Origin of the sequence: Treponema pectinovorum, assembly GCF_900497595.1 — a bacterium.
Lineage (GTDB): Bacteria > Spirochaetota > Spirochaetia > Treponematales > Treponemataceae > Treponema_D > Treponema_D pectinovorum.
In genome coordinates, this window is record NZ_UFQO01000004.1 from 232,913 (window position 1) to 257,083 (window position 24,171).

At 36.0% G+C, this 24,171-nt stretch carries 20 protein-coding genes; 13 read left to right on the plus strand and 7 right to left on the minus strand.

Features of this window, described 5'->3' with window-relative positions:
- Positions 1-120: 120 nt before the first annotated feature.
- Positions 121-258 carry a hypothetical protein gene (locus tag FXX65_RS09640; protein ID WP_187116247.1) on the plus strand — a complete coding sequence of 46 codons (138 nt, stop codon included), beginning with the start codon at positions 121-123 and terminating at the stop codon, positions 256-258.
- A gap of 74 nt (positions 259-332) precedes the next feature.
- Positions 333-692, plus strand: coding sequence for a hypothetical protein (locus FXX65_RS07795; RefSeq protein ID WP_147615797.1), 360 nt, complete (start codon positions 333-335; stop codon positions 690-692).
- A gap of 194 nt (positions 693-886) precedes the next feature.
- Here FXX65_RS07795 and FXX65_RS07800 read toward each other — a convergent pair whose 3' ends face one another.
- From FXX65_RS07800 to FXX65_RS07810, 3 genes are all read right to left on the minus strand, one after another.
- Positions 887-1,816, minus strand: a complete 930-nt coding sequence (locus FXX65_RS07800; protein ID WP_147615798.1) for a sugar phosphate nucleotidyltransferase — start codon at positions 1,814-1,816, stop codon at positions 887-889.
- Between the two features lie 90 nt (positions 1,817-1,906).
- Positions 1,907-2,707 (minus strand): hypothetical protein, encoded by an 801-nt coding sequence (locus FXX65_RS07805; protein WP_147615799.1) that lies wholly within the window; start codon positions 2,705-2,707, stop codon positions 1,907-1,909.
- 267 nt (positions 2,708-2,974) lie between these two features.
- Entirely contained in the window at positions 2,975-3,676 is a 702-nt protein-coding gene (locus FXX65_RS07810; RefSeq protein ID WP_147615800.1) for a queuosine precursor transporter, read from the minus strand.
- A 146-nt stretch (positions 3,677-3,822) separates the two neighbouring features.
- Here FXX65_RS07810 and thrA point away from each other — a divergent pair, with 146 nt between their 5' ends.
- From thrA to FXX65_RS07830, 4 genes are read left to right on the plus strand one after another with little or no spacing between them, the layout of a single operon-like run.
- Positions 3,823-6,318, plus strand: coding sequence for a bifunctional aspartate kinase/homoserine dehydrogenase I (thrA, locus tag FXX65_RS07815; RefSeq protein ID WP_147615801.1), 2,496 nt, complete (start codon positions 3,823-3,825; stop codon positions 6,316-6,318).
- A gap of 9 nt (positions 6,319-6,327) precedes the next feature.
- The gene (aroF, locus tag FXX65_RS07820) at positions 6,328-8,265 is read left to right on the plus strand and encodes a 3-deoxy-7-phosphoheptulonate synthase (protein WP_147615802.1); all 1,938 of its coding nucleotides are present in this window, start codon (positions 6,328-6,330) and stop codon (positions 8,263-8,265) included.
- A gap of 17 nt (positions 8,266-8,282) precedes the next feature.
- Positions 8,283-8,774 carry an acetolactate synthase small subunit gene (gene ilvN / locus FXX65_RS07825; protein ID WP_147613991.1) on the plus strand — a complete coding sequence of 164 codons (492 nt, stop codon included), beginning with the start codon at positions 8,283-8,285 and terminating at the stop codon, positions 8,772-8,774.
- Positions 8,771-10,591, plus strand: coding sequence for a hypothetical protein (locus tag FXX65_RS07830; RefSeq protein ID WP_147615803.1), 1,821 nt, complete (start codon positions 8,771-8,773; stop codon positions 10,589-10,591). The genes ilvN and FXX65_RS07830 overlap by 4 nt, the downstream gene beginning before the upstream one ends.
- A 74-nt stretch (positions 10,592-10,665) precedes the next feature.
- On the opposite strand, the gene FXX65_RS07835 is transcribed toward FXX65_RS07830, so the two are convergent.
- Together FXX65_RS07835 and FXX65_RS07840 are read right to left on the minus strand one after the other, a co-directional pair.
- Positions 10,666-11,223, minus strand: coding sequence for an MBL fold metallo-hydrolase (locus tag FXX65_RS07835; RefSeq protein ID WP_147615804.1), 558 nt, complete (start codon positions 11,221-11,223; stop codon positions 10,666-10,668).
- Positions 11,220-11,897 carry a pentapeptide repeat-containing protein gene (locus FXX65_RS07840; protein WP_147615805.1) on the minus strand — a complete coding sequence of 226 codons (678 nt, stop codon included), beginning with the start codon at positions 11,895-11,897 and terminating at the stop codon, positions 11,220-11,222. Before FXX65_RS07840 ends, FXX65_RS07835 begins: the two co-directional genes overlap by 4 nt.
- Positions 11,898-11,908: 11 nt before the next feature.
- On the opposite strand from FXX65_RS07840, the gene FXX65_RS07845 reads away from it, so the two are divergent.
- Positions 11,909-12,250, plus strand: coding sequence for a hypothetical protein (locus FXX65_RS07845; RefSeq protein WP_246104360.1), 342 nt, complete (start codon positions 11,909-11,911; stop codon positions 12,248-12,250).
- Between the two features lie 3 nt (positions 12,251-12,253).
- Positions 12,254-13,123, plus strand: a complete 870-nt coding sequence (gene murI, locus FXX65_RS07850; RefSeq protein WP_147615806.1) for a glutamate racemase — start codon at positions 12,254-12,256, stop codon at positions 13,121-13,123.
- Between the two features lie 157 nt (positions 13,124-13,280).
- Here murI and FXX65_RS07855 read toward each other — a convergent pair whose 3' ends face one another.
- The gene (locus FXX65_RS07855; RefSeq protein WP_147615807.1) at positions 13,281-14,480 is read right to left on the minus strand and encodes an NADP-dependent isocitrate dehydrogenase; all 1,200 of its coding nucleotides are present in this window, start codon (positions 14,478-14,480) and stop codon (positions 13,281-13,283) included.
- A 314-nt stretch (positions 14,481-14,794) separates the two neighbouring features.
- Here FXX65_RS07855 and FXX65_RS07860 point away from each other — a divergent pair, with 314 nt between their 5' ends.
- From FXX65_RS07860 to FXX65_RS07875, 4 genes are all read left to right on the plus strand, one after another.
- Positions 14,795-16,597 (plus strand): AMP-binding protein, encoded by a 1,803-nt coding sequence (locus FXX65_RS07860; RefSeq protein ID WP_147615808.1) that lies wholly within the window; start codon positions 14,795-14,797, stop codon positions 16,595-16,597.
- 178 nt (positions 16,598-16,775) lie between these two features.
- Positions 16,776-17,456 (plus strand): response regulator transcription factor, encoded by a 681-nt coding sequence (locus FXX65_RS07865; RefSeq protein ID WP_147615809.1) that lies wholly within the window; start codon positions 16,776-16,778, stop codon positions 17,454-17,456.
- Positions 17,457-18,815 carry a sensor histidine kinase gene (locus FXX65_RS07870; RefSeq protein WP_147615810.1) on the plus strand — a complete coding sequence of 453 codons (1,359 nt, stop codon included), beginning with the start codon at positions 17,457-17,459 and terminating at the stop codon, positions 18,813-18,815.
- A 12-nt stretch (positions 18,816-18,827) separates the two neighbouring features.
- Positions 18,828-20,051, plus strand: a complete 1,224-nt coding sequence (locus FXX65_RS07875; protein ID WP_147615811.1) for an LL-diaminopimelate aminotransferase — start codon at positions 18,828-18,830, stop codon at positions 20,049-20,051.
- A gap of 278 nt (positions 20,052-20,329) precedes the next feature.
- On the opposite strand, the gene FXX65_RS07880 is transcribed toward FXX65_RS07875, so the two are convergent.
- On the minus strand, positions 20,330-21,553 hold the full coding sequence (locus FXX65_RS07880) for a hypothetical protein (RefSeq protein WP_147615812.1): 1,224 nt from the start codon (positions 21,551-21,553) through the stop codon (positions 20,330-20,332).
- A gap of 204 nt (positions 21,554-21,757) precedes the next feature.
- Between FXX65_RS07880 and FXX65_RS07885 the strand changes: the two genes are divergently transcribed.
- The gene (locus FXX65_RS07885) at positions 21,758-24,157 is read left to right on the plus strand and encodes a chemotaxis protein CheA (RefSeq protein ID WP_147615813.1); all 2,400 of its coding nucleotides are present in this window, start codon (positions 21,758-21,760) and stop codon (positions 24,155-24,157) included.
- Positions 24,158-24,171 lie beyond the last annotated feature (14 nt).

Genomic DNA, 24,171 nt, shown 5'->3' on the forward strand with positions numbered 1-24,171 from the left:
GAAAATGGCAAAGTTAATGAAGTTTCAACGGGGAAATTTTATTCGGTTGCTTCTTCAAGTAGGTTTGCAGTTGCATCATTTTCAGAAAATATAAATGGCATTATTTACCCTGCAAAAAGAATGAACATATATGGAAAAATTCAGAATGTGAATATAACTTTTGAAAAGGAATTACAGATAAATGACATGCCTTCAAATCATTATCCGCAAATTGATTTAATGCTTGAGACTGTAGAAGATCTGCATTTTTTGAAGTAAAATGTCACGAAATATTTGATAATAATAAAGAAATAAAACTAAAACAAAAGTATAAAGATTCTAAATTTTTCAAAATGTTGTTTGCATCTTCTATTGATAATAATGATAAATTTATCAGAAAAAATGGGAAGTTTTTAACTTCTGCTGACTTTTCGTGCGTTTTAAATACACATCATTTTGATTTTAAACAGTTTCTCTGTCATTTGATGGGAACCCTTTGTTATCAAGAATCTTGTAAAAAGAAAATTCATTTCTATTATTTATTTTATAAAAATGTAGAATACGAAAAAGTTGATTCAACTCTTTATTCAGAGCTGGAAATTGAATTAAAAGGCATTTTTGCGAAATTCGGAAGGTATTTTAGAAATATAGACTTTGGATATCTTTATAATGATAAATTTGATTTGCTGGAAAAAATAGAAAAGAACTCATAACACAGTTTTCAAAACTGATATTATGTTTTCGTGCAATGCAGTCAAAAAAATTGGTAGACAGATAAGGAGTGTCAATTCCAAATATTTTGCGTGTTATCATCTTTAGATTAACACCCATTTTTTATTAAAACGATATCTGCTTTTCTAAGCCGTGATATTCAATCACAGTCAACTTAGAAAAGCATTTTTTACTTTTATTTTTCCCAAAGTTTTTCTGGATAGTAGCCTGTTGCAATTTTTTTTGCGATTGCGTCTTTTACAACTTGCTTGTCTTGCGCGTAAGTCATTCCAAACCAGCTTTCTTCTGACTTAAACACTTTTATCTTTCCTTTGCCTTCTTTTATCAAAGAACTTGCGGCAACTGGTAAAAGTGCTTCTGCCTTTGGTTGAGTTAATCCTGTTGCCTTAAAATCCTGCCAATAGCGTTCAAACTCCTTGAATGCCTGTGGTGTAAAACCAAACAAGTTCATGCTTACGGTTTCTTCGCCAGTAAGTGAATATTTTTTGTCGTCTAGCTCTGAAATTATTTCGTTCCCGCTAAAATCTTTGCCTGTGTAGTAGATCTTTGTGTTTTCTGTTATGGTCTTTAATTCTCCGTTTTCTACGGTGCAAATTCCACGGCTTACAGAACCATTGCGACTCATCGTTTTGCCTAGAATGTAGCCTACCATTGCGTGTTCTGTTGATGAGTTTTCTATTGAAGAAAGATATTTGCCCAAAGTTTCAAAAGCTTGTCTTCCATAATAATCGTCTGCGTTTATAACTGCAAAAGGGCTATCCAATTCTTTTTGAGCACACAAAACTGCGTGCAAAGTCCCCCATGGTTTTGTTCTTCCTGATTTTTGTGCAAGTGCGTATTCTTCCGAAGTTAAAAGCGAGTCCTGCGATTGAAAAACGTATTCTGCATTGAAATTTCGCGCAACTCTGTCAAACAGTTTTTCTCTAAAATCCTTTTCAATATCTTTTCTGATTATATAGACTACTTTTTTAAATCCGCTTTGCATTGCGTCGTATGCCGAATAGTCTAACAAGCATTCTCCGTTTTTTCCTACAGTATCAATCTGTTTTACTCCGCCGTATCGGCTTCCCATTCCTGCTGCGAGTACGAGTAAAGTTGGTTTCATACAAAAATAACTCCAATAAATTTTATATTTGTTTTTGATATTTTTTAATCTTTTCAAAATCTTATCATTTTAAAAGGCGTTTATCAATTTTTAAGCTTTAGATTCGCTTTCTTTTTTAGATGGATTTATATCTTGGCTTTTTTCTTCTTGAATTGATGGCAGAGTCTTTTTTTTGTCTTCTTCGTTTTCTTCTGAATTTTGATTTTGATTGTTTGTGACGGCTTCCGCTTCTGTTTTCGCTTCTTCTTTTATTTCTTCAAGTTTTAGCTTTCCTTTTATCCGTAAGATTTCGTTTTTTAAACTTACTTTTAATTTTCCTGTATATTTTTTATTTGATTTTGGATCTGGCGTGTCGTTTTCTAAGGTGAGTTTTTCCCAATCTAAGCGCTCCGAATTTTTGGAGTCTGCATATTCGCTTTTTACGGTGAAAACGCCTTTATTATTTTGTGCAAAGGATTTAAAAATCAAAAAAGATTCTTCCAGCGAAAGAAAGCCCTCGTTATCCGATTGAATTTTATAAGCGTTGCCGCGATGTGTAAAACTCAAAGTTATTTTTTTGCCCGTTTGCTGAACTTCTAATTCGTCTTTTTGTGCACTTTGCAATGGAGAAATTGCAAACAACAAAAGTGAATAAAGCCCTTTTGGTGCAAGATTTGAGTTTTTGTCGAAAAGGACTTTTCTAAGCTCGCCAGTTGAATATTTTTTTGACGCGCTTGTAATTGCATCAAAAGTGTCGCTCGTCTTTTTTCCGTCGACAATCCAAATTAGGTGATTTTTTTTGTCGCTTTTTTGAGTGTTGAACCTAAAATCTATTTCTAAAGTTTGTGCAAAGAGATTTGTGTTTAAAGCAATTAAGATTGCAAGTACAAATAATTTTATTTTGCGTTTCATCGTTTTGATTGTAGCGAAAAAAAATCAAATGTCGAGAGCTATGCAGAAGAGATTGTCATTTACGAAAAACTTCCGTGTTTTTCGTAAAAGGACAGTTTTTGGCAAAACTGTCAATGTCTCTTGTAACTGCACATCCTGTGCAGAAGAGATTGGAGGGGTGAGCGAAGCGAAAACAAACGAGGTGCGTTTGGTCGAAGGCGTTTAGCCGTAGCCCCGCAAAGCTCGGTTTTTGCTTTAGCAAAAATCTGCCCTTCTCATAAAAAAAAGTTAAACTATTTTTTTTGACATCTTTCTTGCAAGGTACAAAAACGGTGTGTCTAAAAGGCTTGTTGCTATGTATATTGCATAGCCAGAGAGTATTATAGAAATTACGGTTTTTGCATCGTAAGTGAACATAAATGCCAAAAGGTTAAAGATTACGATGTTAATCAATTGGCTTACGAGAGTTGAACCGTTGTTGCGCAGCCACAAAAATCGCTTTGAGTCACCAGTTTTTTTTGTAGTGAGATTCCATAAAAAGTGGTATGCCCAAACGTCGTAAAGTTCGCTGATTGCATAGGCTACAAGGCTTGCTATCATTATGCGCGGTGTGTTTGAAAATACTGCTTTAATCGAAGCGGACATAAAGTCGTTTTCTGATGGTATGAATAAAAACCAACTTTGGCTTATTGCAATGAATGTGATATTTGTCGCAATGCCTAGCCATACGCATTTGTTTGCCTTTTTTTTGCCGTAAACTTCTGAAATTATATCGGTTACCAAAAAACTTGAAGCAAAAAGTACGTTGCCTAAGGTTTGTTCCATTCCGAATGCGTTTACGAGTATTAATACTTCGATGTTTGCAGCGATGGTACAGATTACTGTCCACATGTAAAGACCTGTTTTTGCAAATAGTCTGAAAAACAGCAACACAGCGCCAAAGTATACAAATACTGACGCAATCAAAATCATTTCGTTTTGAAATAACATAAAAATTCTCCCTTACCGGTAATGCAGGCCGGCGGTTTAGTATGATTTGCAAAGTATAGCGATTTTCCAAAAATATTCAAATTTATTGTAAGAGGGTGGGCATTTCACTATACTGAACTGGTTTATAAACGGCAAATGAGGTTTTTATGCTTACATTGAAATTTGGTGGCACATCTATGGGCTGTGCTAAAAGAATCTTGGATTCTGTTGACATAATGATAGAGCGCGCTAAAAATGAAAGAATTGCAGTTGTGGTTTCTGCGGTTGCTGGTGTTTCTAACGCTTTGCAGGCGGCAATTGATGGTTGTATTGCTCAAAATCAACCTGCAACTTTTGTTTGTGGCATAAAAAAAACTCACGAAGAAATTTGCGAAGAATTGCAATCTTGTGTCGAAGGCTTTGATGCTACAAAAGTTATGGCAAAACTTGAACCTAATTTTGTAGAACTTGAAAAACTTCTTTCTGGAGTTGCGTCTTTTGGCGAATGTCCAACTTCTATTCACTGTCGCATAATGGGAATGGGCGAGTTATGCTGCGTTCCTATTGTAAAGGCTGTATTGAAGGCAAAAAATCAAAACGTTTTAAAACTTGATAGCAGAAAATTTATTTTTACGACTGGCGATCAAAAAGAAGGCGACCCAGACTATTCACGCACGACCGACGCTCTCGGAAGGTATCGCGATGGAGCGGAGCAAAATCAAGCGCAGATTTTGTTATTTCCAGGATTTGTCTGCGGTTGGGCGGCACATTCTGAAGACGAAATAAAACCTGGTCTTTTAGGGCGCAATGGTTCTGATTTTTCTGCGGCGATAATAGGCTCTTGTCTTTCTTCTAAGAGGGTTGAGTTTTGGACAGATGTCGACGGAATCTACACCGCAGATCCTCGCGTTGTAAGCGATGCAATTTTGGTCGATGATATGACTTATGAAGAAGCGATGGAACTTTCGTTTTTTGGCTCAAAAGTTCTTCATCCAAAAACTCTTTCTCCTTTGGCTGCAAAAGGAATTGAAGCATGGAGTTTAAACTCTCAAAATCCTAAAGCACGCGGAACTAGAATTGCTAAAGGTCCTTTTGAATGCAATCAAAATGTTGGACCTGTGTGTGGAATTTCATGCCTAAAAAAAACCGCTCTTGTCTCTGTAAGTGGCAGTGGAATGAAAGGTAAAACTGGAGTTGCAAGCAGGATTTTTGCTGCTGTTTCCAGAGCAGGCATAAGCATGCTTTTGATAACTCAATCTTCTTCAGAATACACGATTTCGTTCTGCATAAGACAAGAGCAAGCTGTTGCTGTAAAAGACGCTTTGGACAGCGAATTTGACATTGAAATTCGAGACGGACTTATAAATCCAATATCTGTTATTCATGACTGCGCAATCGTTTCCATAGTTGGAGACGGAATGCGGGAAAATCGAGGAGTTGCAGGCAAATTCTTTAACGCTCTTTCAAGCCGTGGTATAAATATTCTCGCCATTGCACAAGGTTCTAGCGAGCGTTCAATTTCTACCGTAATACAAGGCGAATTTGGTGACCTTGCCGTAAAAACTACTCATAGTTTTTTCTTCAATACAACTCAAGTTGTAGAAGTGTTTGCTTTTGGTGCTGGAACTATAGGAGCGGCTTTGCTCGACCAAATTTATGAACAGCAAAAAAAATTGCGCGAGCAGAATGTGGAAGTAAAGGTTTGCTGTATCTGCACTTTAACTTCTATGATTTTAGATGGCAATGGACTTGACCTTTCTTGCTGGAGAGAATCGCTACAAAAATCAGATAAAAAATCTAATTTGGATGAAATATTAAAATTCGTAAAAGATTTTAAACCTCTAAATCCAATCTTTGTAGATTGTACTGCAAGTTATGAGCTTCCAGAGCGTTATCTTGACATTTTGAATGCAGGCATGAACATTGCAACTCCAAACAAACGCGCAAATTCTATGAGCATGGATTTTTATAAAAAGATTCGAGAAAATGCGAATAAAAATCATGTGCGGTTTTTATACGAAACTAACGTAGGCGCTGGACTTCCAATAATCGACACTTTACAAAATCTTTTTAAATCTGGAGATTCGCTTGTTGGGTTTAACGGAATTATGTCTGGTTCTCTTTCGTATATATTTGGTCAACTCGATGAAGGCAAGACTTTTAGTCAGGCGGTAAAGGAAGCCAAAGAGCTTAAATTTACGGAGCCGGATCCTCGTGACGATTTAAAAGGTACAGATGTTGCACGTAAGGCTTTGATAATTGCAAGAGAAGCTGGAATGTCCATTGAGCTTTCTGATATAAAGATGAATTCGATTTTTCCAGAAGATTTTTCAATTGAAGGTAGCGTAGAAGAATTTATGGATAGGCTTGAACAGGTTGATTCTTACTTTGAAAAGAAAATTGAAAATCTAAAAAAATCGAATAAAGTTTTGCGAATGGGAGCATCAATAAAAGATGGACAGGTTTATGTAGGCATGCTTGAAGTTGGCGTGCAAGACCCTTTGTATGGTGTAAAAGGTGGCGAAAATGCTTTCGTATTTGAAACTGCTCGCTATTCACCAATTCCTTTAACAGTAAGAGGTTATGGAGCGGGAGCTGGTGTTACTGCCGCCGGTGTATTTGGCGATGTACTTAGGGTTGTTTCTTTTAACCCATCAAAATAAGGCAAATATATGGTAATCGTATTAAAAAATGATGCTACAGAAGCAGAAAAAAAGACCATAAAATCACTTTTAAAATCAAAAAATTTTAAGATAAACGAAGTTAAAGGTGAAGAATCAACAATTTTTGCTGCGGTTGGAAAACTTTCGATGGATATTAGAGAAGTCGAAGTTTTGGCTGGTGTTGCAAAAGTTGTTCCAATTTCAAAACCCTATAAGATGGCTTGCCGCGAATTTAAACCTGAAAACACTATTGTAGAAATTTCTAATAATCGCGGTCAAATAATAAGGGTTGGAGGAAGCCGTCTCATATCGATTGGAGGCCCTTGTGCAGTAGAAAGCCACCAGCAGATGATGGACGCTGCCAGTGCGGTTGCTTCTTCTGGCGCTACAATGCTTCGCGGTGGTGCATACAAACCAAGGACTTCGCCCTATGCGTTTCAGGGATTGGGGGAGGAAGGCTTAAAATATCTAAAAGAAGCAGGCGACAAATACGGACTTCCAGTTGTTACAGAAATTGTTGCAAGTGAGTACATTCCTGTTATGGAAGCAAACGGTGTTGACGTTTATCAGGTTGGCGCACGCAACATGCAGAATTTTGAGCTTTTAAAAAGGCTCGGAAAACTCGGCAAACCTGTAATCTTAAAGCGCGGACTTTGTGCAACAATACAAGAATGGCTCATGTCCGCAGAATATCTTCTTTCCAGCGGAACAGAAAATGTAATCCTGTGCGAAAGGGGAATACGCACCTATGAAACTGCAACACGCAATACTTTAGATTTGAGTGCAGTGCCTGTTTTAAGGAGCCTTACGCATCTTCCTATAATTGTTGACCCAAGTCATGCTTTGGGTGTGCGAGATAAAATTCCTCCAATGGCTTTAGCTTCTATTGCAGCAGGGGCAGATGGAATCATAGTCGAAGTTCACTGCAATCCAGAAAAAGCACTGTCCGATGCAGCACAGGCTTTGTATCCAGAGCAGTTTGACAAAATAATGCGTGATATAGAAGCGCTGGCACCAGTTATTGGCAAAGAAGTCGCACATATCCGCTCAAAAGAAAGTTTTGAATCCCATAAATCAGAAGCGTTTGTCGATAAATTCTCTCTTCCTCTGTGTGCTTACTCTGGAAGCAAGGGTGCGTATGCGGAACAGGCGATTTTAACTTATTTTGAAGATTCGGCAAAACCTGTAGAAACTTCATCATTTGACGAAATTTTCCAGGAAGTTGTAGATGGCAAAGTTCAATATGGAATGATTCCCATTGAAAATTCCACAGCAGGTTCAATATACAACAATTACGACAACCTTACCCGTTACGAAGATGTTTCAATAGTTGGAGCGGTTACAATAAGAATTGAACACAGCCTTCTCGCTCCTAAGGGTGCAACTTTGCAAACAATAAAACATGTTTACAGCCATCCACAAGGACTTTCCCAATGTTCTGCTTTCATAAAAAAACACGGATATATTGGGGTTGATACTGTTTCTACAGCGACAGGTGCCCAGCTTGTGAGCGAAAAAAATGACATAACTTGTGCTGCAATCTGCAATGCAAGAAATGCAAAACTCTACAACATGGAAATTATTCAGCAGGGAATAGAAAATAATCCAAATAATTACACTCGCTTTGTGATTATCGCAGCAAATCACACTCAGAATTCAAAGAATATTATTGAAGAAAAAAGGCCAAATAGAGCGAGCATAATGTTTTCTACAAAAAACGAAGCTGGTGCACTTTATGATGCTTTAGGCGTATTTAAAAAGGCAAATTTGAGCATGAACAGGCTCGAATCCCGTCCCATTGCAGGAAAACCCTGGAAATATTGGTTTTATACCGATGTTGTTATTCCACCAGAAGCGAAAAATCCTGTAAAATACATTGACGATTTTTTAGTTGAATTAAAGACACTTGCAGAAGACATAAGGCTTTTGGGTGTATACGCAGAGTAAAATAAAAGGTGGTTTTTATGGAAAAATATGTGCTTTCTGTTCTTGTTGAAAATAAATCTGGTGTTTTAAGTCGGGTTTCTGGTCTTTTTAGCCGTCGTGGCTTTAATATCGATTCTCTTACTGTATGCGAAACTCACAATCCTGGACAATCGCGGATGACGATTGTCGTTTCTGGCGACGAGTATATTTTAGAGCAGATTGAAAAACAACTCTCAAAATTGATAGAAATCATCTCTATAAACCACTGCAAAAAAGAGTCAACCTGCCAGAGAGAAATGGCTTTAATAAAAGTAAAGGCGGCAGGAACTCAAAGAGCGGTAATAATCGAAACCTGCGAAATTTACCGAGCACATATCGTAGATGTTTCTTTTGATTCTGTAATTATAGAATCCACAGGAAGCGAAGAAAAAATTGAAAGTCTCATAAAACTCCTTGAACCTTACGGAATTCTTGAACTCGTAAAAACAGGAATAACAGCGATGGAACGCGGAGAAGGGGTGATGAAGTGATTAAACCTTGCAAAAAAATCTTTTTACTTTTTTTTCTTGGTTTTTCTGTATCGATTTTTTTTTCTTGTTCTTCAAAATCAAATTTTGATTTGAGTTTTGCACCTTATTCTGAGCAATCAATCGGACACGAAACGTCTTATAAAAATTCTAAACTTAAAAAGATAAACAAAGCAAGTTTAAAAGCATATTATTTTTCGCCTTTGCAAAATCAATATTTAACTCAATATGCAAAAGAACGAAAAAATGCAGGGCTTTTGCTAAGATTTTTTGTAAAAAAAACAAAAAAGTCACAAGCAAATGAAAATTCAATAGAGCAGGAATTCGATGCAGATTTTTTGAACGAAAAGACCGATTCTGCATCCTTTGGTTTTTTATACAAAACGGCCTTATCTTCTTCAAACTTGAAGTCGGAATTAAAAAAAGACAGACCGATTGTTTCAATAAATTTTAACGATTTTGAAGGCGAAACCTTTGATGTTCTTTTTTCAATCTCTAACGAAAGAGAGTTGCCCTTAGGATTTTTCATAGATTCAAAAGAAAAAATTTCTATTGTAAACTGCCAGATTCAAGCAGCTTGCTCTGGTTTTGATTTTTCGGGTGATATTCCTCTTTTTGCTTTTGGTCCAAGCGGCGGAAAATTACAAAAAGATGTAAAAAATGTTGATTTGCGCTCGCTTTCGCAGTGTTTTGTAACACAAAATTCAAATGAAAATCTCATGCCTTCCATTGAAGTTTCGTTTTACAAAAATCTTGAACAGTCAAATACTTTTTCGGAACTTATAATCGGCGGAGAAAAACTTTCAATCAAAAAAAATGAAGGGGGGAACTTTTCAATTCCGCTTGCTTCTCTAAAATATCCTTATTCTATCGTTGAACTTTCGAAAAATTCAAAAAATTTATCTTCTGTTTTGCTAAAAGAAAGTGATGCAAATCGCTTAAAAAAATCTTCTGTCGTAAAAAATTCTCCGATAGTCCCAATAAAAATAGACCCCGGGCTTATAATCAAATGGGATAAAAAGAATTGGCGCACAAAAGATTATGAACTTTTTGAATGGGACAGGTTTGACGGAGTTTTGTGTTTTGATACTGCAAATTATTCTGTTCAGGATGATTTTTTTCTTCGCCTTGCGTTTTTTACAGAAAAAAAAGGTTATAAAGGCAGACTTTTAACAGATAAAGAACTGTCCTATATGCACGGCTATAATGCTCACGATTATAAGGCTTATGACCTTGCTCGTTTTTTTGACCTCGCACAAAAACAAAATTTTTCGTTAAACGAAAAAGAAAGGCTTTTAAAAGAGATTTTGCTTGAAAACGGTGTTATAGGGGTTGATGATAAAGGAAATATTCAAGAAGGAAGGGGAGCGGTTATATCCTTAAGCCAGGAAAATCAGCCATATCTTCGACCTGTTTTTTTGGCGCACGAAAGCTGGCATGGAATTTTCTTTGTTGATGAAGATTTTAGAAACACTACAGCAAGCATTTATTATTCACTTATGGCAAGCGAACCTATGGCGCTAAATTTTTTGCTTAAATATTTTCAAGTTACGCCTAGTTTAAACTATGACACAAACGACGAATATCTCATGAAAAACGAATTTATGGCTTATATGTTGCAGCGACCTGTAAGTTACTGCGAAAAATATTATGTGGACATGGCTAGTCGCGCTCATGCTCAAAAATTTATAAAAGAAGAGTCGGATTACATAATTCAAACTAAAGCGGCTGGCTTTGTAGGCTGTGCGCAAATGTTTGAAGAATATGTCGGTAACAGATGGAATCTTGCAGCGGGTAGGGTTTGGCTGATAAGCCGATAAGATATTCAATTTATATTGCAGTAGTTTTGCATTTCGCTTTTGCAAAAATCGCTCGTACTAGCTGCGGGAGAATTTTATATATCGATATTAAAAGAACGCTCTGCCGCAACGCAGGTTAAAGGTCCGTGCCCTGGCATTATAGAAATATCTTCGTTTAAACTCAGTATTTTTTGGTTTATTCCTTTTTTTAAAATCATCTTAGAATAATTGGAATTTGTTTCGCCGATTGTGCCCGCGCCAATTACATCGCCTGTGAATAAAGTATTCCCAATTTTAAATACCAAAGAATCTGGAGTGTGCCCAGGAACAGACATATATTCTATATGGAGATCTGCAACTGTTATGCATCCGTCGCCGTGGATTGGAGTTGTCATAATCCCAGAAATTTTTTGTTCTACAGCGTATACTTCGCATTCGTAGATTTTTAAAAGAGTTGAAAGACCTTTTGTGTGTCCAGGATGATTGTGTGTTATGAGGACTGCAACAGGCTTGTAAGAGTTGTCTTCAATCTGCTTTATCATTTGGTTTGTAATTTTTGCAGGGTCAATTATTATCGCTTGTTTTGTTTTTTCGTTTACGACTATGTAGCAGTTTGAAAAACTTTCTGCGTTCATGTGCAAGTAGATTTTCATTTTTGCCCCTCTTTTTTTGTGTCGTCTAATGAGTCAAGGCCTGTCAAAAGAGCACTTCCCTGAATATAAAAAATCGCTTCGTTTGTGTTTGAAAGTTTAAAAGAAACATTATTCCGAACGGACTCTACAAAGCAGGTCTGTTTTATGTTGCAATTCCTTATAGAAGTATCCGTTAAATTTGAGCGGATAAAGCGGCTATTGTATAAATCAGAATCGTCAAAAGACGATTGGTACGAAGAAAGCCCACAAAAATTATTTTGAATTAAGTCTGAACCTGTAAAAAGCACGTGGCTCAATTTTGCACCAGCAAACGAAGAAAACTGAATATTGCTTCCAAGCAAATTGCAGTCGGTAAAAACCGTAAAGTCAAATTTGCACATTCTAAAACGCAAGTTTGTACAATTTAATCCTGAAAAAAAACAGTGCGAAAAATCACAACCGTAAAAACTGTAACCAGAAATATCGAACGCAGGAAAAGTGATTCCTGAACAGTTTATGCCCACAACTTTTTTATTGTTGTAAAGATATTTGAACAGAGCATTTTTTGTGGCTTCTGGATTTTGAATGTGCTTATAACAAAAATGCGAATCTTCAATCAAGTTGCCATTTTCATCAATAGAAGAAATTGCGAGCCGCTTACATTCTGGGTGTGAGCATGGGTTGTTCAAAAACATTCTCAAATTGTATGGAATTGAATGATTTTAATCAAATGGGTAAAATCGGAACGATGAAATTGACTTGCAGAAAATGCGGAAAATCAATCGAAATCTCTCAAGTTTATAGAACTACAACCTGCCCAAGTTGCAGTGCGGATTTACATTCCTGCATAAACTGCAATTTTTATTCAAAAGGAAGCCACTACGACTGTAAAGAAACCGTCGAAGAAAATATTGCAGACAAAGAAAGAGCAAATTTTTGCGATTTTTTTTCTTTTAACAAAGATTCTCTATCGGGTACAAACATTTCTCTCAATTCAAAAAAAGCGGACGAAGCGAGGGCTTCTTTTAACGCTCTGTTTGGAAATTAAACGATGGATTTAACTCTTCCTGCCGATTTTGCTTTTTTGGATTCTGGCACAGGCGGAATTCCTTACATGCTTGCCTTAAAAGAAAAACAGCCGCAAAAAAAATGCGTTTATCTTGGCGACACAGAGCATTTTCCCTATGGAGAAAAATCAGAAGACGAAATAAAAAACTGTGCAAAACTTGCGGTAAATTTAATCATCAAAAAATGGGCGCCAAAAACTTTGATTGTCGCTTGCAATACTATTTCGGTTACCGCTCTGGATTTTTTAAGAGGAGAGTTTCCCTTGCTTCCAATCGTGGGAACGGTGCCTGCAATAAAACTTGCAGCGCAAATTACAAAGAACAAAAAAATAGGTTTTTTGGCAACCAATGCTTCGGTAAATTCGCCGTATAGCCAGAAGTTAATAGATGATTTTGCTTGGGATTGCGAGGTTTTAAAGAGGGGAGACCCAAAACTCATATCTTTTATTGAAAGGGAATTTTTTACTGCAGATGAAAATCAAAAGATACAAGCAGTAAAACCAGCCGTGGATTTTTTTAAGAAAAACGGCTGCGATACGATAATCTTAGGTTGTACTCATTTTACGCACATTGCAGATGTAATACAAAAATTGGCAGGAAACAACATAAAGGTAATAGACAGCAGGGAAGGTGTTTCCAACCAAGCGATAAGGCTTGAAAATTCAATTCTCAAAAAAAACATCGAAACCGATTTTTGTAAATCGCAGGCGACAACATGCCACAATCAAAATGCCATAGAGCCTTTTAAAGATTTATCCTTTTATGTAACAAAGGCAGAAAAAAAAGAGACTCTCGAATACAAGAGTCTCTGCCAAAAATTGAATATCACCTGGGGCGGAATCGCAAAACCATAAATCGTTTTTGTTTTATATAGCAGTCCGAAAGAGTTTATTGTTTATGACAAAATCTTTCGTTTGTCGCAACGTCTGCATTCAAAAAAGTGGTTGTATTCAAAACGGCGATTGCCTTTTCTCCCCAGCACAGTTTTTTAGCAATTTTGATTTTAGATTATCATTTTAACTTTGCAGCAATTTCGTCTATAAATTCCCACGAATTTACTATGCGTTTTGCCTTAGGTTCTGCAAGGAGTGCAAGATCGCCTGTCATAACACCGCTTTCAATAACATCGATTGTTGCTTTTTCCAGTTTTTTTGCAAATTCTTTTAATTCAGGAGTGTTGTCGAGTTCCGCCCTTTTTGCAAGCGCGCCAGTCCACGCAAAAATCAGTGCAACAGGATTTGTGGAAGTCTTTTCGCCTTTTAAATAGCGGTAGTAGTGTTTTTGCACAGTTCCATGGCTTGCTTCGTATTCAAATTCGCCGTTAGGGGAAACAAGTATGCTCGTCATCATCGCAAGCGAGCCGCAGGCAGAAGCAATCATATCACTCATAACATCGCCGTCATAGTTTTTACAAGCCCAAAGCATTCCGCCTTTGCTCTTCATAATTCTTGCAACCGCATCGTCAATCAAAGTGTAAAAATATTCGATTCTCGCTTTTTCAAATTTTTCCTTGAATTCTTCATCAAAAATCTTCTGGAAAATGTTTTTAAAATTTCCATCGTAAATTTTAGAGATTGTATCTTTAGTTCCAAGCCAGCAGTCAATTTTTTTATCAAGCGCAAACGAAAAACAGCAGCGTGCAAAACTTTCTATTGAACAGTCCATATTGTGAATTCCCTGTAAAATACCAGGTCCTTTCATTACTTGAATCGTCTTTCTTATTTCTTTTCCATCTTCACCAGTAAAAACCAATTCCGCTTTTCCAGGCTGGTCAATTTTTAGCTCGCAGTTTTTGTAAACATCGCCGTATGCGTGCCTTCCCAAAACAATCGGTTTTTCCCAGGTGCTTACCGAGCAGTGAATATTTTTTACAAAGATAGGCGTTCTAAAAACGGTTCCGTCGAGTTCTTCGCGAATAATTCCGTTAGGCGAGCGGGTGAGCTGTTTTAAGTTGTATTCTTTAACTCGTTCTGCATTGGAAGTTATGGTTGCGCATTTTACTCCAACTTTTAAACGCTTAATGCTTGCAGCGCTGTCGTAGGTAACTTTGTCGTCTGTGTCATCGCGGTTTTTAAGTCCCAAATCAAAATATTCGGTTTTTAATTCAACAAAAGGTTCAAGAAGTTTTTCTTTAATCACTTTCCACAAAACTCTAGTCATCTCATCACCGTCAAGTTCGGCAATCGCATTTTTCATAATTATTTTAGCCATTTAAAAGTCTCCAAAAATATGATGAGCAATTATATAAAAAAAAAGATAAATAAAAAATATCTTATGGGGCTTCCCACAAAACTAAAGTTTTGTGGGGCAGGCTGTCCGCCCTTGCGCTTTCGCTCCATTATGGCTCGCTTTAACGCTCGCCATAACTTCCGGGGCTCCCATCCTTAAGCCGATTCAAATTGTTTTGTGCGAAATTCATTTTTTTGTTCATAAATTAGACAAAGCCTTGTTAATGCTTTATATTTTTTTGAGGGGAGAATGCTTTTTTGCAGTTTTTAAAATTTTAGCGTAATTTTGGAGCATTTATGGAAACTTTGCAGGATTTGGGTACTTATACATTTCCCGCACTTTTAAAAAACAGCGTAAAAAAATTTGCAGAACGACCAGCCCTTTGTTTTGTAGAAGGTGAACCTTTTTCTTATTCTCAAGTTGCACAAAAAACAGTTCAAATTGCACAAATGCTCAAAGGTCTTGGACTTTGCAAAGGCAGCAAGGTTGCAATCCTTTCCACAGGAAGACCAGAATGGGGCATCACTTATTTTTCAATCGTAAATTATGGCATGATTTGTGTTCCTCTCCTGCCAGATTTTTCGGAAGTTGAACTCCAGACTATTTTTGCACATTGCGAAGTTGATGCAATTTTTATTGAGCAAAAACTCCTTTCAAAAATCGAAAAAATCTCTACTGCGCTTCCGAAGTATGTTATAAGCATAGAAGATTTTTCTGTTTTAAAAGTGAACACTCATCTTTCAAAAACTCAAAATGAAAATTCTTTTTTGGGAAAAACGCTTGATTTTTTCAAAGATGAAAAACTTTTGAGCGTTTTCATAAGCGAAGATGATACTGCTTCTATCATCTACACTTCTGGCACAACAGGACGCTCCAAAGGCGTTGAACTTTCGCACAAAAATCTGGTCTGGTGTGCAGTTTACGGTCAGTTTTTTCATCGTGTAAATAAATTTGACAAGTGTCTTTCTTTTTTGCCGCTTTCGCATGTTTACGAGTTTACGATAGGATTCTTAATGCAAATTTTAAACGGTTCTTGCGTCTACTATCTTGGAAAACCTCCAGTTGTAAACGCACTCCTCAGCGCTTTTAAAAGTGTACAGCCGACTATTGTCCTTTCGGTTCCACTTGTAATGGAAAAAATCTACAAAGCAAAAGTCGTTCCAGAACTTACAAAAACAAAATTTTTAAAGTTCTTATACGGAATCAGAATCTTTCAAAAGCAACTTCATAAAATTGCAGGCAAATCGCTCAAAAAGAAATTTGGTGGCCGCCTTGAGTTTTTTGGAATTGGAGGTGCAAAAGTAGACCCTGCCGTTGAACGCTTTATGAAAGATGCAAAATTTCCTTATGCAATAGGATATGGGCTTACAGAAACTTCGCCATTGCTTGCAGGCAGTGGAGTTCGTTTTACTTCCCCAGGAAAAATTGGCGTTGCTGTTCCAGAAGTTCAGTTAAAAATCAACAATCCAGATCCAAAAACTCATGTTGGAGAAGTTGTTGCAAAAGGTCCTAATGTGATGAAAGGCTACTATAAAGATGAAATGCTTACAAAGCAGGCTTTTACGACAGACGAAGATTCTGTAGGAAAAGGATTTTTTAAGACTGGCGACCTTGGAATTTTTAAAAAATATCGTGGAAAGCAGTATTTGATTTTAAAAGGGCGCAACAAAAATATGATTTTAGGACCTTCCGGCGAAAATATATATCCAGAAGACATTGAGTTTGTTTTAAATCAGCATCCGCTTGTAACAGAATCGTTGGTTGTAGAAGACGATTCAGGTCTTGTTGCTCTTGTGCAAATGGACGAAGAAAAACTCAATGAAAAAGCTGAACAAAACGTAAAGCGGAACGAAAATTTAAAAGACCTTGTAAAAGAGGTTCAGGAAAATTTTGATAAGCGTGCAGAGGAATTTAAAAATGCAGTCGCCTACGAAAAAGCTCGCCTCATAAATGAAATTCAGTTTTACATAAACTGCCGTGTAAATAAAAATTCAAAAATAAGTAAAATTCAAACAGTTTCAGAATTTCAAAAAACTGCAACTCAAAAAATAAAGAGATTTTTGTACGATTTACGATCCAAAAAAAGCGGAAAAAATTAAACTTCAAAACTTGCGATGCAATCTTAATGTAATTAGATTATCGCAGGTTTGCTTTAGTTTGCTTGTTTTGTGCCTTCGTTTTTCAACTTTTTTTGAAGAAAACCGTTTTTTTTTTTGTACAAAACTGCTTTATTTTATTTTTATTTAAGTTTACAATGCTAAAGTATATAATAGAAAAATGCGAATATTACTTGTAGAAGATGAAGAGAGACTTTCTGCTGCTCTGGTGCAAATTTTTAAAAATAATCAAATTGGTGTGGATGCTGTCTATAACGGTAATGATGGTTTAGAATATGCATTGGTAGGAAATTATGATGCAATCATTTTAGATATAATGCTTCCTGGAATTGACGGATTTAAGGTTCTAAAAGCGTTGCGTGCACAAAAAAATAATGTTCCAATAATGGTTTTAACGGCAAAAGATGAAATTTCCGATAAAGTTTCCGGATTAGACTGGGGTGCAGACGATTATGTTACAAAACCGTTTGATGTGAATGAACTTTTAGCCAGACTTCGTGCTCTTACAAGACGCAAAGGAGAAATTCGAGAAGATATAAGGCAGTTTGGAGATTTAATTTTGAGTTCCAGAAACTGCGAACTTCAATCTGCCGACGGAAAAGCGATAAAACTCTCATTAAAAGAATATCAAATCTTGGAAAGACTTTTTGATCATCCGCATCAGATAATAACAAAGGAATATTTAATCGACAAAATTTGGGGTGGCGACAGCAATATTGAATACAACAACGTCGAAGTCTATATCAGTTTTATCCGCAAAAAGATAGAAAATTTAAATGTAGGAATAAAAATAAGAACCGCACGCGGAATAGGCTACTTCCTAGAGGATGAAAGTAGATAATTGAAATTATTAAAGATAACTCGTTTAAAAATAATTATTCTCGTAATGTCTACGATAACAGTTACAGTTGCTTTCGTAATGTTTACTTTAAACATAATACTTTCGAGTGTGGTGTATAATGAAGCCTGGCAATATCTTGAAAAAATGGCAAAAAATGATGGAATTGACAAAACTTTGCCGGTAATAAATTACGATTTTATTTTAAATACAAAAGAACATAACGAAAATTCATTGGAAAAACACGATAAAGAATTCGGTGCCCTAACAAATGTAGAAGATAACTATCCTTTTGGTGTTTTTAATAATCCTATAGAGCACTATATAGGAAGACACTACTATCATCTACCAATTGCAAAAAATTTAGATTTTCATTTTTCTTTTTCATTAAAAATTGACCTAATTAATAATAAATATGAGTATGTCTACGGTAAAAACCAAAATTTTTATGATGGCGATATTGAAAAACTTTGTCTCAATATTATAGAGAAAAAAAAACATCGAGGAATATATAAGGGGTATTTTTACATTGTTCGTAATTATGAAGATAATACTTCTTTAATATGCTTGATGAATCGTGTATCAGAACTTCAATACTTAAAAAATCTATATATATCTTCAACAATCATCTTTTGTATTTCGGTTTTTATATCTTTTATCATAAGTTTTATTTCTTCAAGGCTGTTATTACTTCCAGTAGAAGAATGTTTTGAATCTCAAAGACAGTTTATATCGGATTCAGGACATGAATTAAGAACGCCTATTGCTACAATAGAGGCAAATCTTGCTGTTGTTATGAGCGAGTATCCAAATAACAAATGGTTGCAATACATAAACGAAGAAAATAAAAGTATGGGAAAACTTGTAAACAATCTTTTGTTTTTGAGCAGAAACGATAAATACTGGAAAAAAGTTACATTTAAACAATTTGATTTGACATCAGCTATTAATAATGCAGTTCTTCCATTTGAAAGCATCTTATACGAACAGAAAAAAAATCTTAATATTCAAATAAATCGTAACATGAAACTTATAGGTGATGAAAACGCTATAAAACAAGTGATAACAATCTTAATGGATAATGCAATAAAGTATTCTTTAACAGGCGGAATAATTAGAGTTCTAGCGTACAGCGAAAATCAATTTTATTTTATAAAAATCTACAATACTGGAATGGGAATTCAGTTAGAAAATTTGACAAAGGTTTTTGATCGATTTTTTAGAGAAGATTCTGCTCGTACAAAAGGTGGATATGGACTTGGACTTGCTATTGCACATAACATTATAAGGGAAGCTGGGGGAGTTCTTACTGTGGACTCTGACGGAAAAACTTGGGTTGAATTTACGATAAAGCTTCGATAAACTTTGCCTATTATGATTAAAAGAAATATTGGTTTTTCAAACCTTACAGCAGGCTACCTTTTTCCAGAGGTTGCTCGTCGTCGCCGTGAATATGTTGCTCTTCATCCAAATGCAAAGATAATAAGCCTTGGAATAGGAAACACGACAGAGCCTCTTTCAAAACACATTGCAGCAGCAATGTCAAACTATGCTTTAGGACTTTCAACATCAGAGGGATATTCTGGCTATGGAGATGAACAGGGAAATCCTGTTTTGCGTGCAAAAATCGCTTCTGTTTTTTATCCTGGGCTTGCAGAAGAAGACGAAATATTTATTTCCGACGGAGCAAAATGCGACATCGCTCGCATCCAAACTTTATTTGGTTCAAAAGTAAATGTTGCACTCCAAGATCCCGCTTATCCGGTTTATGTTGACGGTTCTGTTGTAATAGGTGCTGCTGGCAAAAATACAGGCAATGGTTACAAAGGAATTACCTATCTTCCTTGCACTCCAGAAAATGACTTTTTCCCAGAACTTTCAAAGGTAAAAAAGAATTCTTTAATATATTTTTGCTCTCCAAATAATCCAACGGGAGCAACAGCCACAAAAAATCAATTACAAACTCTCGTCGATTTTGCAATTTCAAACGGCTGCATAATAATCTACGATGCAGCATATTCGGCATTCATCCGTGACGAAAGTCTGCCAAAAACGATTTTTGAAGTTCAAGGTGCAAAAAAATGCGCAATCGAAGTAAATTCTTTTTCAAAACCTGCGGGTTTTACAGGTGTTCGATTGGGGTGGTCTGTAGTTCCAAAAGACTTAAAATTTGCGGACGGCACAAGCGTAAACCGCGACTGGAACAGAGTTATGACAACTCTTTTTAACGGAGCGTCAAATATAGCCCAAGCAGGCGGAATTGCTGCTCTGGATGAACAGGGGCTTTTGGATATGAAAGCTCAGGTTGATTTTTACTTGGAAAACGGAAGGCTTATAAAAGAGACCCTCGAAGGCGAAAATTTCAAAAAGGCAGGCGTTGTTTCGTATTTTACAGGAAATGGCCCTTATGTTTGGGCAAAATTTCCTGGCAAAAAGAGTTGGCAAATCTTCGATTTAATCCTCGACAAATGCAATGTCGTTACAACTCCAGGTTCTGGTTTTGGTCCTAGTGGAGAGAGTTTTGTGCGCTTTAGTTCCTTTGGGCACAGAAGTGATGTTCAAGAAGCGTGCAAACGGCTTTCAGAACTTCAGTTGTAAAATTGCGGATTTCTATCAGATTATAGACAAATGGCGCACCTTTTGGTGCGTTTTTTTTGTTTATACGAAAGGGGGAAGTCTCCCCCTCGCTCCCAAGTCCTCGTCGCTTTGCTACTGCGGTCTTGTACGCTACCCCCTCTCCTAGGGGCTTCGCCCCTAAGACCCCATTGTTTATTTTAAGAGATGATTTTTTCGCTGGTGACAGTTTTTTTTTAATAGTTCGCCGTGTATTTTTTAATTTTTATTTTTAGAGATGAATAATTTTCACCTAAAAAAAATTACAAAACAGATTTATATCCAATGTTCAATTTAAAATTGTTTTTCCATTCATCCTTTGAAAAACCTGTAAGTTTTGCTTGCAACATCATTTTTAATTCTCCTGTCATCACAGGAACATTTACAAACGGACTAACTTTTACAGTGTAATCTTCTTTTATCAATTCTTTTATATCTTTTAAATCGTAAAAATCTTTTCCTTCAAGAGAAAAAGTTGTGTTAAATCCAAAAGTTATATCTTTGTTTTTTACGTATAATTTGTCGGTAAATATACAAAGATTTGCGCCTAAAGTGTTGTCCTTTTCTACAAAGACCAATTTTTCTATCTTTTCTTTTGGAATGCTAAATAAAGTTATGTGTGCTTGAAATTTTCCTGTGTAAAGGCGAGGTTCAACCAAAAGATACAACTTCTCAGAAGAAAGTTTTATTTGCTTTGAAGAAGAATCTATGAGTGTGTTTTCAAAACCTGCTTGAATAAAAAGATTTGGACTGTATTTTTTGCCGAGCAATAAATCAATTCCCGCATGCAGATATAATTCATCAATCAACAAAATTACGTTTTCGCTTCCATTTTTTGAATTGATTGGTGCGGCAAACCCCATCGCATAATCTAAAGTCATATATTTAAATACGGAGGCAAATCTTAAATCCATATTTATCTGCTTTTGCTTTTCTTCATTTTCGTTGTTTTTATAGATGTAAAGTCCTGTGGCAATCGGCTGGTTATTTATGTGAACAACATAAGAACCCCCAATTCCATTTAATGTATAAGGAGTCGCCCCTTTTAAACCGAGCCAACTTTCTGTCATAAGAGACGTTATTCCTGCTATTCCAAATTGTCTCTGCAAAAAGATGTCTGTTCCAATTCCTTCAATATTGCCTGAAAAAAGACTTACAAATTGCGTTATCCCCAAAAAAGGTTTTATATATGTTAGCGAAAGTTCATCAAGACAAAAAACGGCGGGTGTTTTTTCCGTCATTTTTGATTCGATTAAATCCTGTGTTTGAATGCTCATAGCAGTTCTAAATAGAAGGTTTTGGTTAAAATCCAGTTGCCCTGCAAAATATCCGTCTAACTTTAGCGCAGGCGAAAAATTTGAAGAACTTGAATTTGATTCTAAATCTCCCTTTATTCCTGCATAACCGCTAAAGGAGGCTGAATAGGAGAAAGTTGTTGCAAAAAAAATAAATGTAAAAAACTTAAAAATAATCGATTTATAATTCATTCTGAAATTTCTCCCATAATTGTAAACTTCATTTTTATAGAAAGTTTCGTTTTTATTTAAATATAACTTTCCTCGTTGATTATCGGCATAAATTTGCATTTGGTTTAGTCTAAAATTATAAATCAAAATTGTGCTTGTCTAAAAACATATTGTTAAAGTCTTTTTATTGCTTGACTTTGAAAATTGAACTGTTAAAATATGGCTATGAGTGATTATCTTGATATCAACAATGAGGAACTTTTAAAAGATTACTTCTCAGAAGCAAATCTTATGGTTGATAACCTCGAAAGTAATATACTTGCAATAGAAAATGATCCAAACAATCACGAGGCTATTGATGAGATTTTTAGAGCAGCGCATACTTTAAAGGGAAATTCTGCAACAGTCGAATTTTCAGAGATTTCCACCTTTGCACATACAATGGAAGATCTTTTGGATGAAGTTCGCTCGGATAAAGTAAAGGTCACAGAAGACGTTGTTGATACTCTTCTTACTGCATTGGATGTTATAAAAGCCATGCTTGAACAAAGGCAGAACGGTTCTATCTATGGAGAAAGCGTAGAAGAAATTTCTTCAAAAATAAAAAGTCTTTTATCAGAAGCTGGCGGAAAATCTCCTGCGCCTGCAAAAAAAGTTGAATCTCCTGTTCAAAATAAAGTTGCTCAAGCTTCATCTAACACAAATTCTGGCAAGACTTCTTCTGATGAATTAAAAATAGATATGTCGGAATTTGAATTACTTGAGTTAAAACAGAGCCTTGGAAAAGGGCAGAGCCTTTGGGGTATTACTGTCGTATTTGACGAAAATAATCCTATGAACACTGTAGGCGGAATTCAAGTTTTTGCAGCTTTAAAATCTTGCGGCACGGTTTTAAAAACTGTTCCGGATTTTGAAGAACTTTACGAAGATAGGTTTCATAAAGAGGTTATTTATTATGTTGGTTCTTCAAATTCTTTAGAAGAACTTGAAGACACTGCATTTTTAAACGATGTAACTTTGAGTGTAGAAGCCAAATGCCTTGATAATGCAGTTGCTTCTTCATCTGACTTATATACTTCACCTGCTGCTGAAGAGAAAGAGGCAGAAAAAGCGCAAGTTGTTGAAACTAAAGTAGAGGAAAAAGCGGAAGAACCTGTTCAGTCGAAAGTTGAACCACAAACTGCGGCAGAACCTGCGAAACCTGCAGTAAAACAAGCACCAGCAACTGGACATGCTCAGCAGAGTTCTATTTTGAGAGTTGATTCAAAACGAATCGATTATCTTTTGAACCTTGTTTCAGAAACAGTAATAACAAAGGCTTCTTTTAATCAGAGTGCGCAACAGCAGTCTGATATGCTTGTTCAATTTCAATCTCTAGATTCTTCTTATAAAGAAAAAATCAGAAAGATGTTTGAACAGTTGCCTCAATATTTAGAGCAAATTCAAAATGGTGTTTCTGTAAAAGATATTAGAAACAATATTCTCCAAGAATATGGTGATATTTCGAACTACTTTGATGCTTTTGAAGCAAGGTTTAAAGATTTAAATACGAAATTCCATTCTGCAACACAGAATTTGGGACGCATCGCTGGAGAACTGCAAGAAGGCGTAATGAAAATACGAATGGTTCCTATAAGCCAAATTTTCGATCGTTTTCCTCGTGTTGTTCGCGATTTGCAAAAGGATTTGGGCAAAAAAGTCAATCTGTTAATCGAAGGTGAAGATACAGAACTCGATAAAACTGTAATCGACGATTTGATGGATCCTATAATGCACTGTGTTCGTAACTCCGTTGATCACGGCATTGAATCTCCAGAAAAGCGCAAAGAATCTGGAAAAGATGAAACCGGTACTGTCTTATTAAAAGCTTCCAACGAAGGAAACATGATAATAATCGATATAATCGATGACGGTAAGGGTGTTGATACTCAAAAAGTTCGCAACAAAGCGATAGAAAAGGGGCTTATCCATCCAAATAAAGTAATTTCTGAACAAGAAGCGGCAAATTTGATATTTTTACCAGGTTTTTCTACTGCAGAAAAAATTACGAACGTATCTGGTCGTGGAGTTGGTCTTGACGTCGTAAAAACGATGATTGATAAGCTTAACGGAACTGTTAATGTAACTTCTGAAAAAGGCAAGGGTTCTAAATTTTCTATAAGACTTCCTCTTACATTGGCAATCATACAGGGACTTTTGGTTCGCGTTGGAAGGGAAGTTTATTCAATTCCTATCGCTTCTGTTATCGAAAGCCATCGTGTAAAAAAAGAAGATATAAACAGAATAGATAACTATGAAGTTTTAAATGTTAGAAATGAAGTTATCTCGGTTTTAAGGCTTAGCAGACTTTTCAATATCCATAATGCAGAAGATGGAGAGTATTGCTTTATAGTAATAGTTGGAACTCAAGATAAAAAGATTGGAATTATGGTAGATTCTTTGATTGGAGAAGAAGATGTCGTAATAAAACCTTTGCGTGACCAATTTACTCAATCTCCAGGAATCGCAGGTGCTTCAATATTGGGAGACGGTTCTGTTTCTTTGATTATTGATGTAAGTCAGTTGCTTGAACTTGGTGTAAGACAAGAAATTGAATCTCGTTCTGAGTATTCAATTTCAGACTGAAAAAGCGGAGAATA

Bases quoted from the DNA above. Each gene is read 5' to 3' on its own strand.
- FXX65_RS09640 (WP_187116247.1), top strand. From the start codon at position 121: ATGAACATATATGGAAAAATTCAGAATGTGAATATAACTTTTGAAAAG.
- FXX65_RS07795 (WP_147615797.1), top strand. From the start codon at position 333: ATGTTGTTTGCATCTTCTATTGATAATAATGATAAATTTATCAGAAAA.
- FXX65_RS07800 (WP_147615798.1), bottom strand. From the start codon at position 1,816: ATGAAACCAACTTTACTCGTACTCGCAGCAGGAATGGGAAGCCGATAC.
- FXX65_RS07805 (WP_147615799.1), bottom strand. From the start codon at position 2,707: ATGAAACGCAAAATAAAATTATTTGTACTTGCAATCTTAATTGCTTTA.
- FXX65_RS07810 (WP_147615800.1), bottom strand. From the start codon at position 3,676: ATGTTATTTCAAAACGAAATGATTTTGATTGCGTCAGTATTTGTATAC.
- thrA (WP_147615801.1), top strand. From the start codon at position 3,823: ATGCTTACATTGAAATTTGGTGGCACATCTATGGGCTGTGCTAAAAGA.
- aroF (WP_147615802.1), top strand. From the start codon at position 6,328: ATGGTAATCGTATTAAAAAATGATGCTACAGAAGCAGAAAAAAAGACC.
- ilvN (WP_147613991.1), top strand. From the start codon at position 8,283: ATGGAAAAATATGTGCTTTCTGTTCTTGTTGAAAATAAATCTGGTGTT.
- FXX65_RS07835 (WP_147615804.1), bottom strand. From the start codon at position 11,223: ATGAAAATCTACTTGCACATGAACGCAGAAAGTTTTTCAAACTGCTAC.
- FXX65_RS07840 (WP_147615805.1), bottom strand. From the start codon at position 11,897: ATGTTTTTGAACAACCCATGCTCACACCCAGAATGTAAGCGGCTCGCA.
- FXX65_RS07845 (WP_246104360.1), top strand. From the start codon at position 11,909: ATGGAATTGAATGATTTTAATCAAATGGGTAAAATCGGAACGATGAAA.
- murI (WP_147615806.1), top strand. From the start codon at position 12,254: ATGGATTTAACTCTTCCTGCCGATTTTGCTTTTTTGGATTCTGGCACA.
- FXX65_RS07855 (WP_147615807.1), bottom strand. From the start codon at position 14,480: ATGGCTAAAATAATTATGAAAAATGCGATTGCCGAACTTGACGGTGAT.
- FXX65_RS07860 (WP_147615808.1), top strand. From the start codon at position 14,795: ATGGAAACTTTGCAGGATTTGGGTACTTATACATTTCCCGCACTTTTA.
- FXX65_RS07865 (WP_147615809.1), top strand. From the start codon at position 16,776: ATGCGAATATTACTTGTAGAAGATGAAGAGAGACTTTCTGCTGCTCTG.
- FXX65_RS07875 (WP_147615811.1), top strand. From the start codon at position 18,828: ATGATTAAAAGAAATATTGGTTTTTCAAACCTTACAGCAGGCTACCTT.
- FXX65_RS07880 (WP_147615812.1), bottom strand. From the start codon at position 21,553: ATGAATTATAAATCGATTATTTTTAAGTTTTTTACATTTATTTTTTTT.
- FXX65_RS07885 (WP_147615813.1), top strand. From the start codon at position 21,758: ATGAGTGATTATCTTGATATCAACAATGAGGAACTTTTAAAAGATTAC.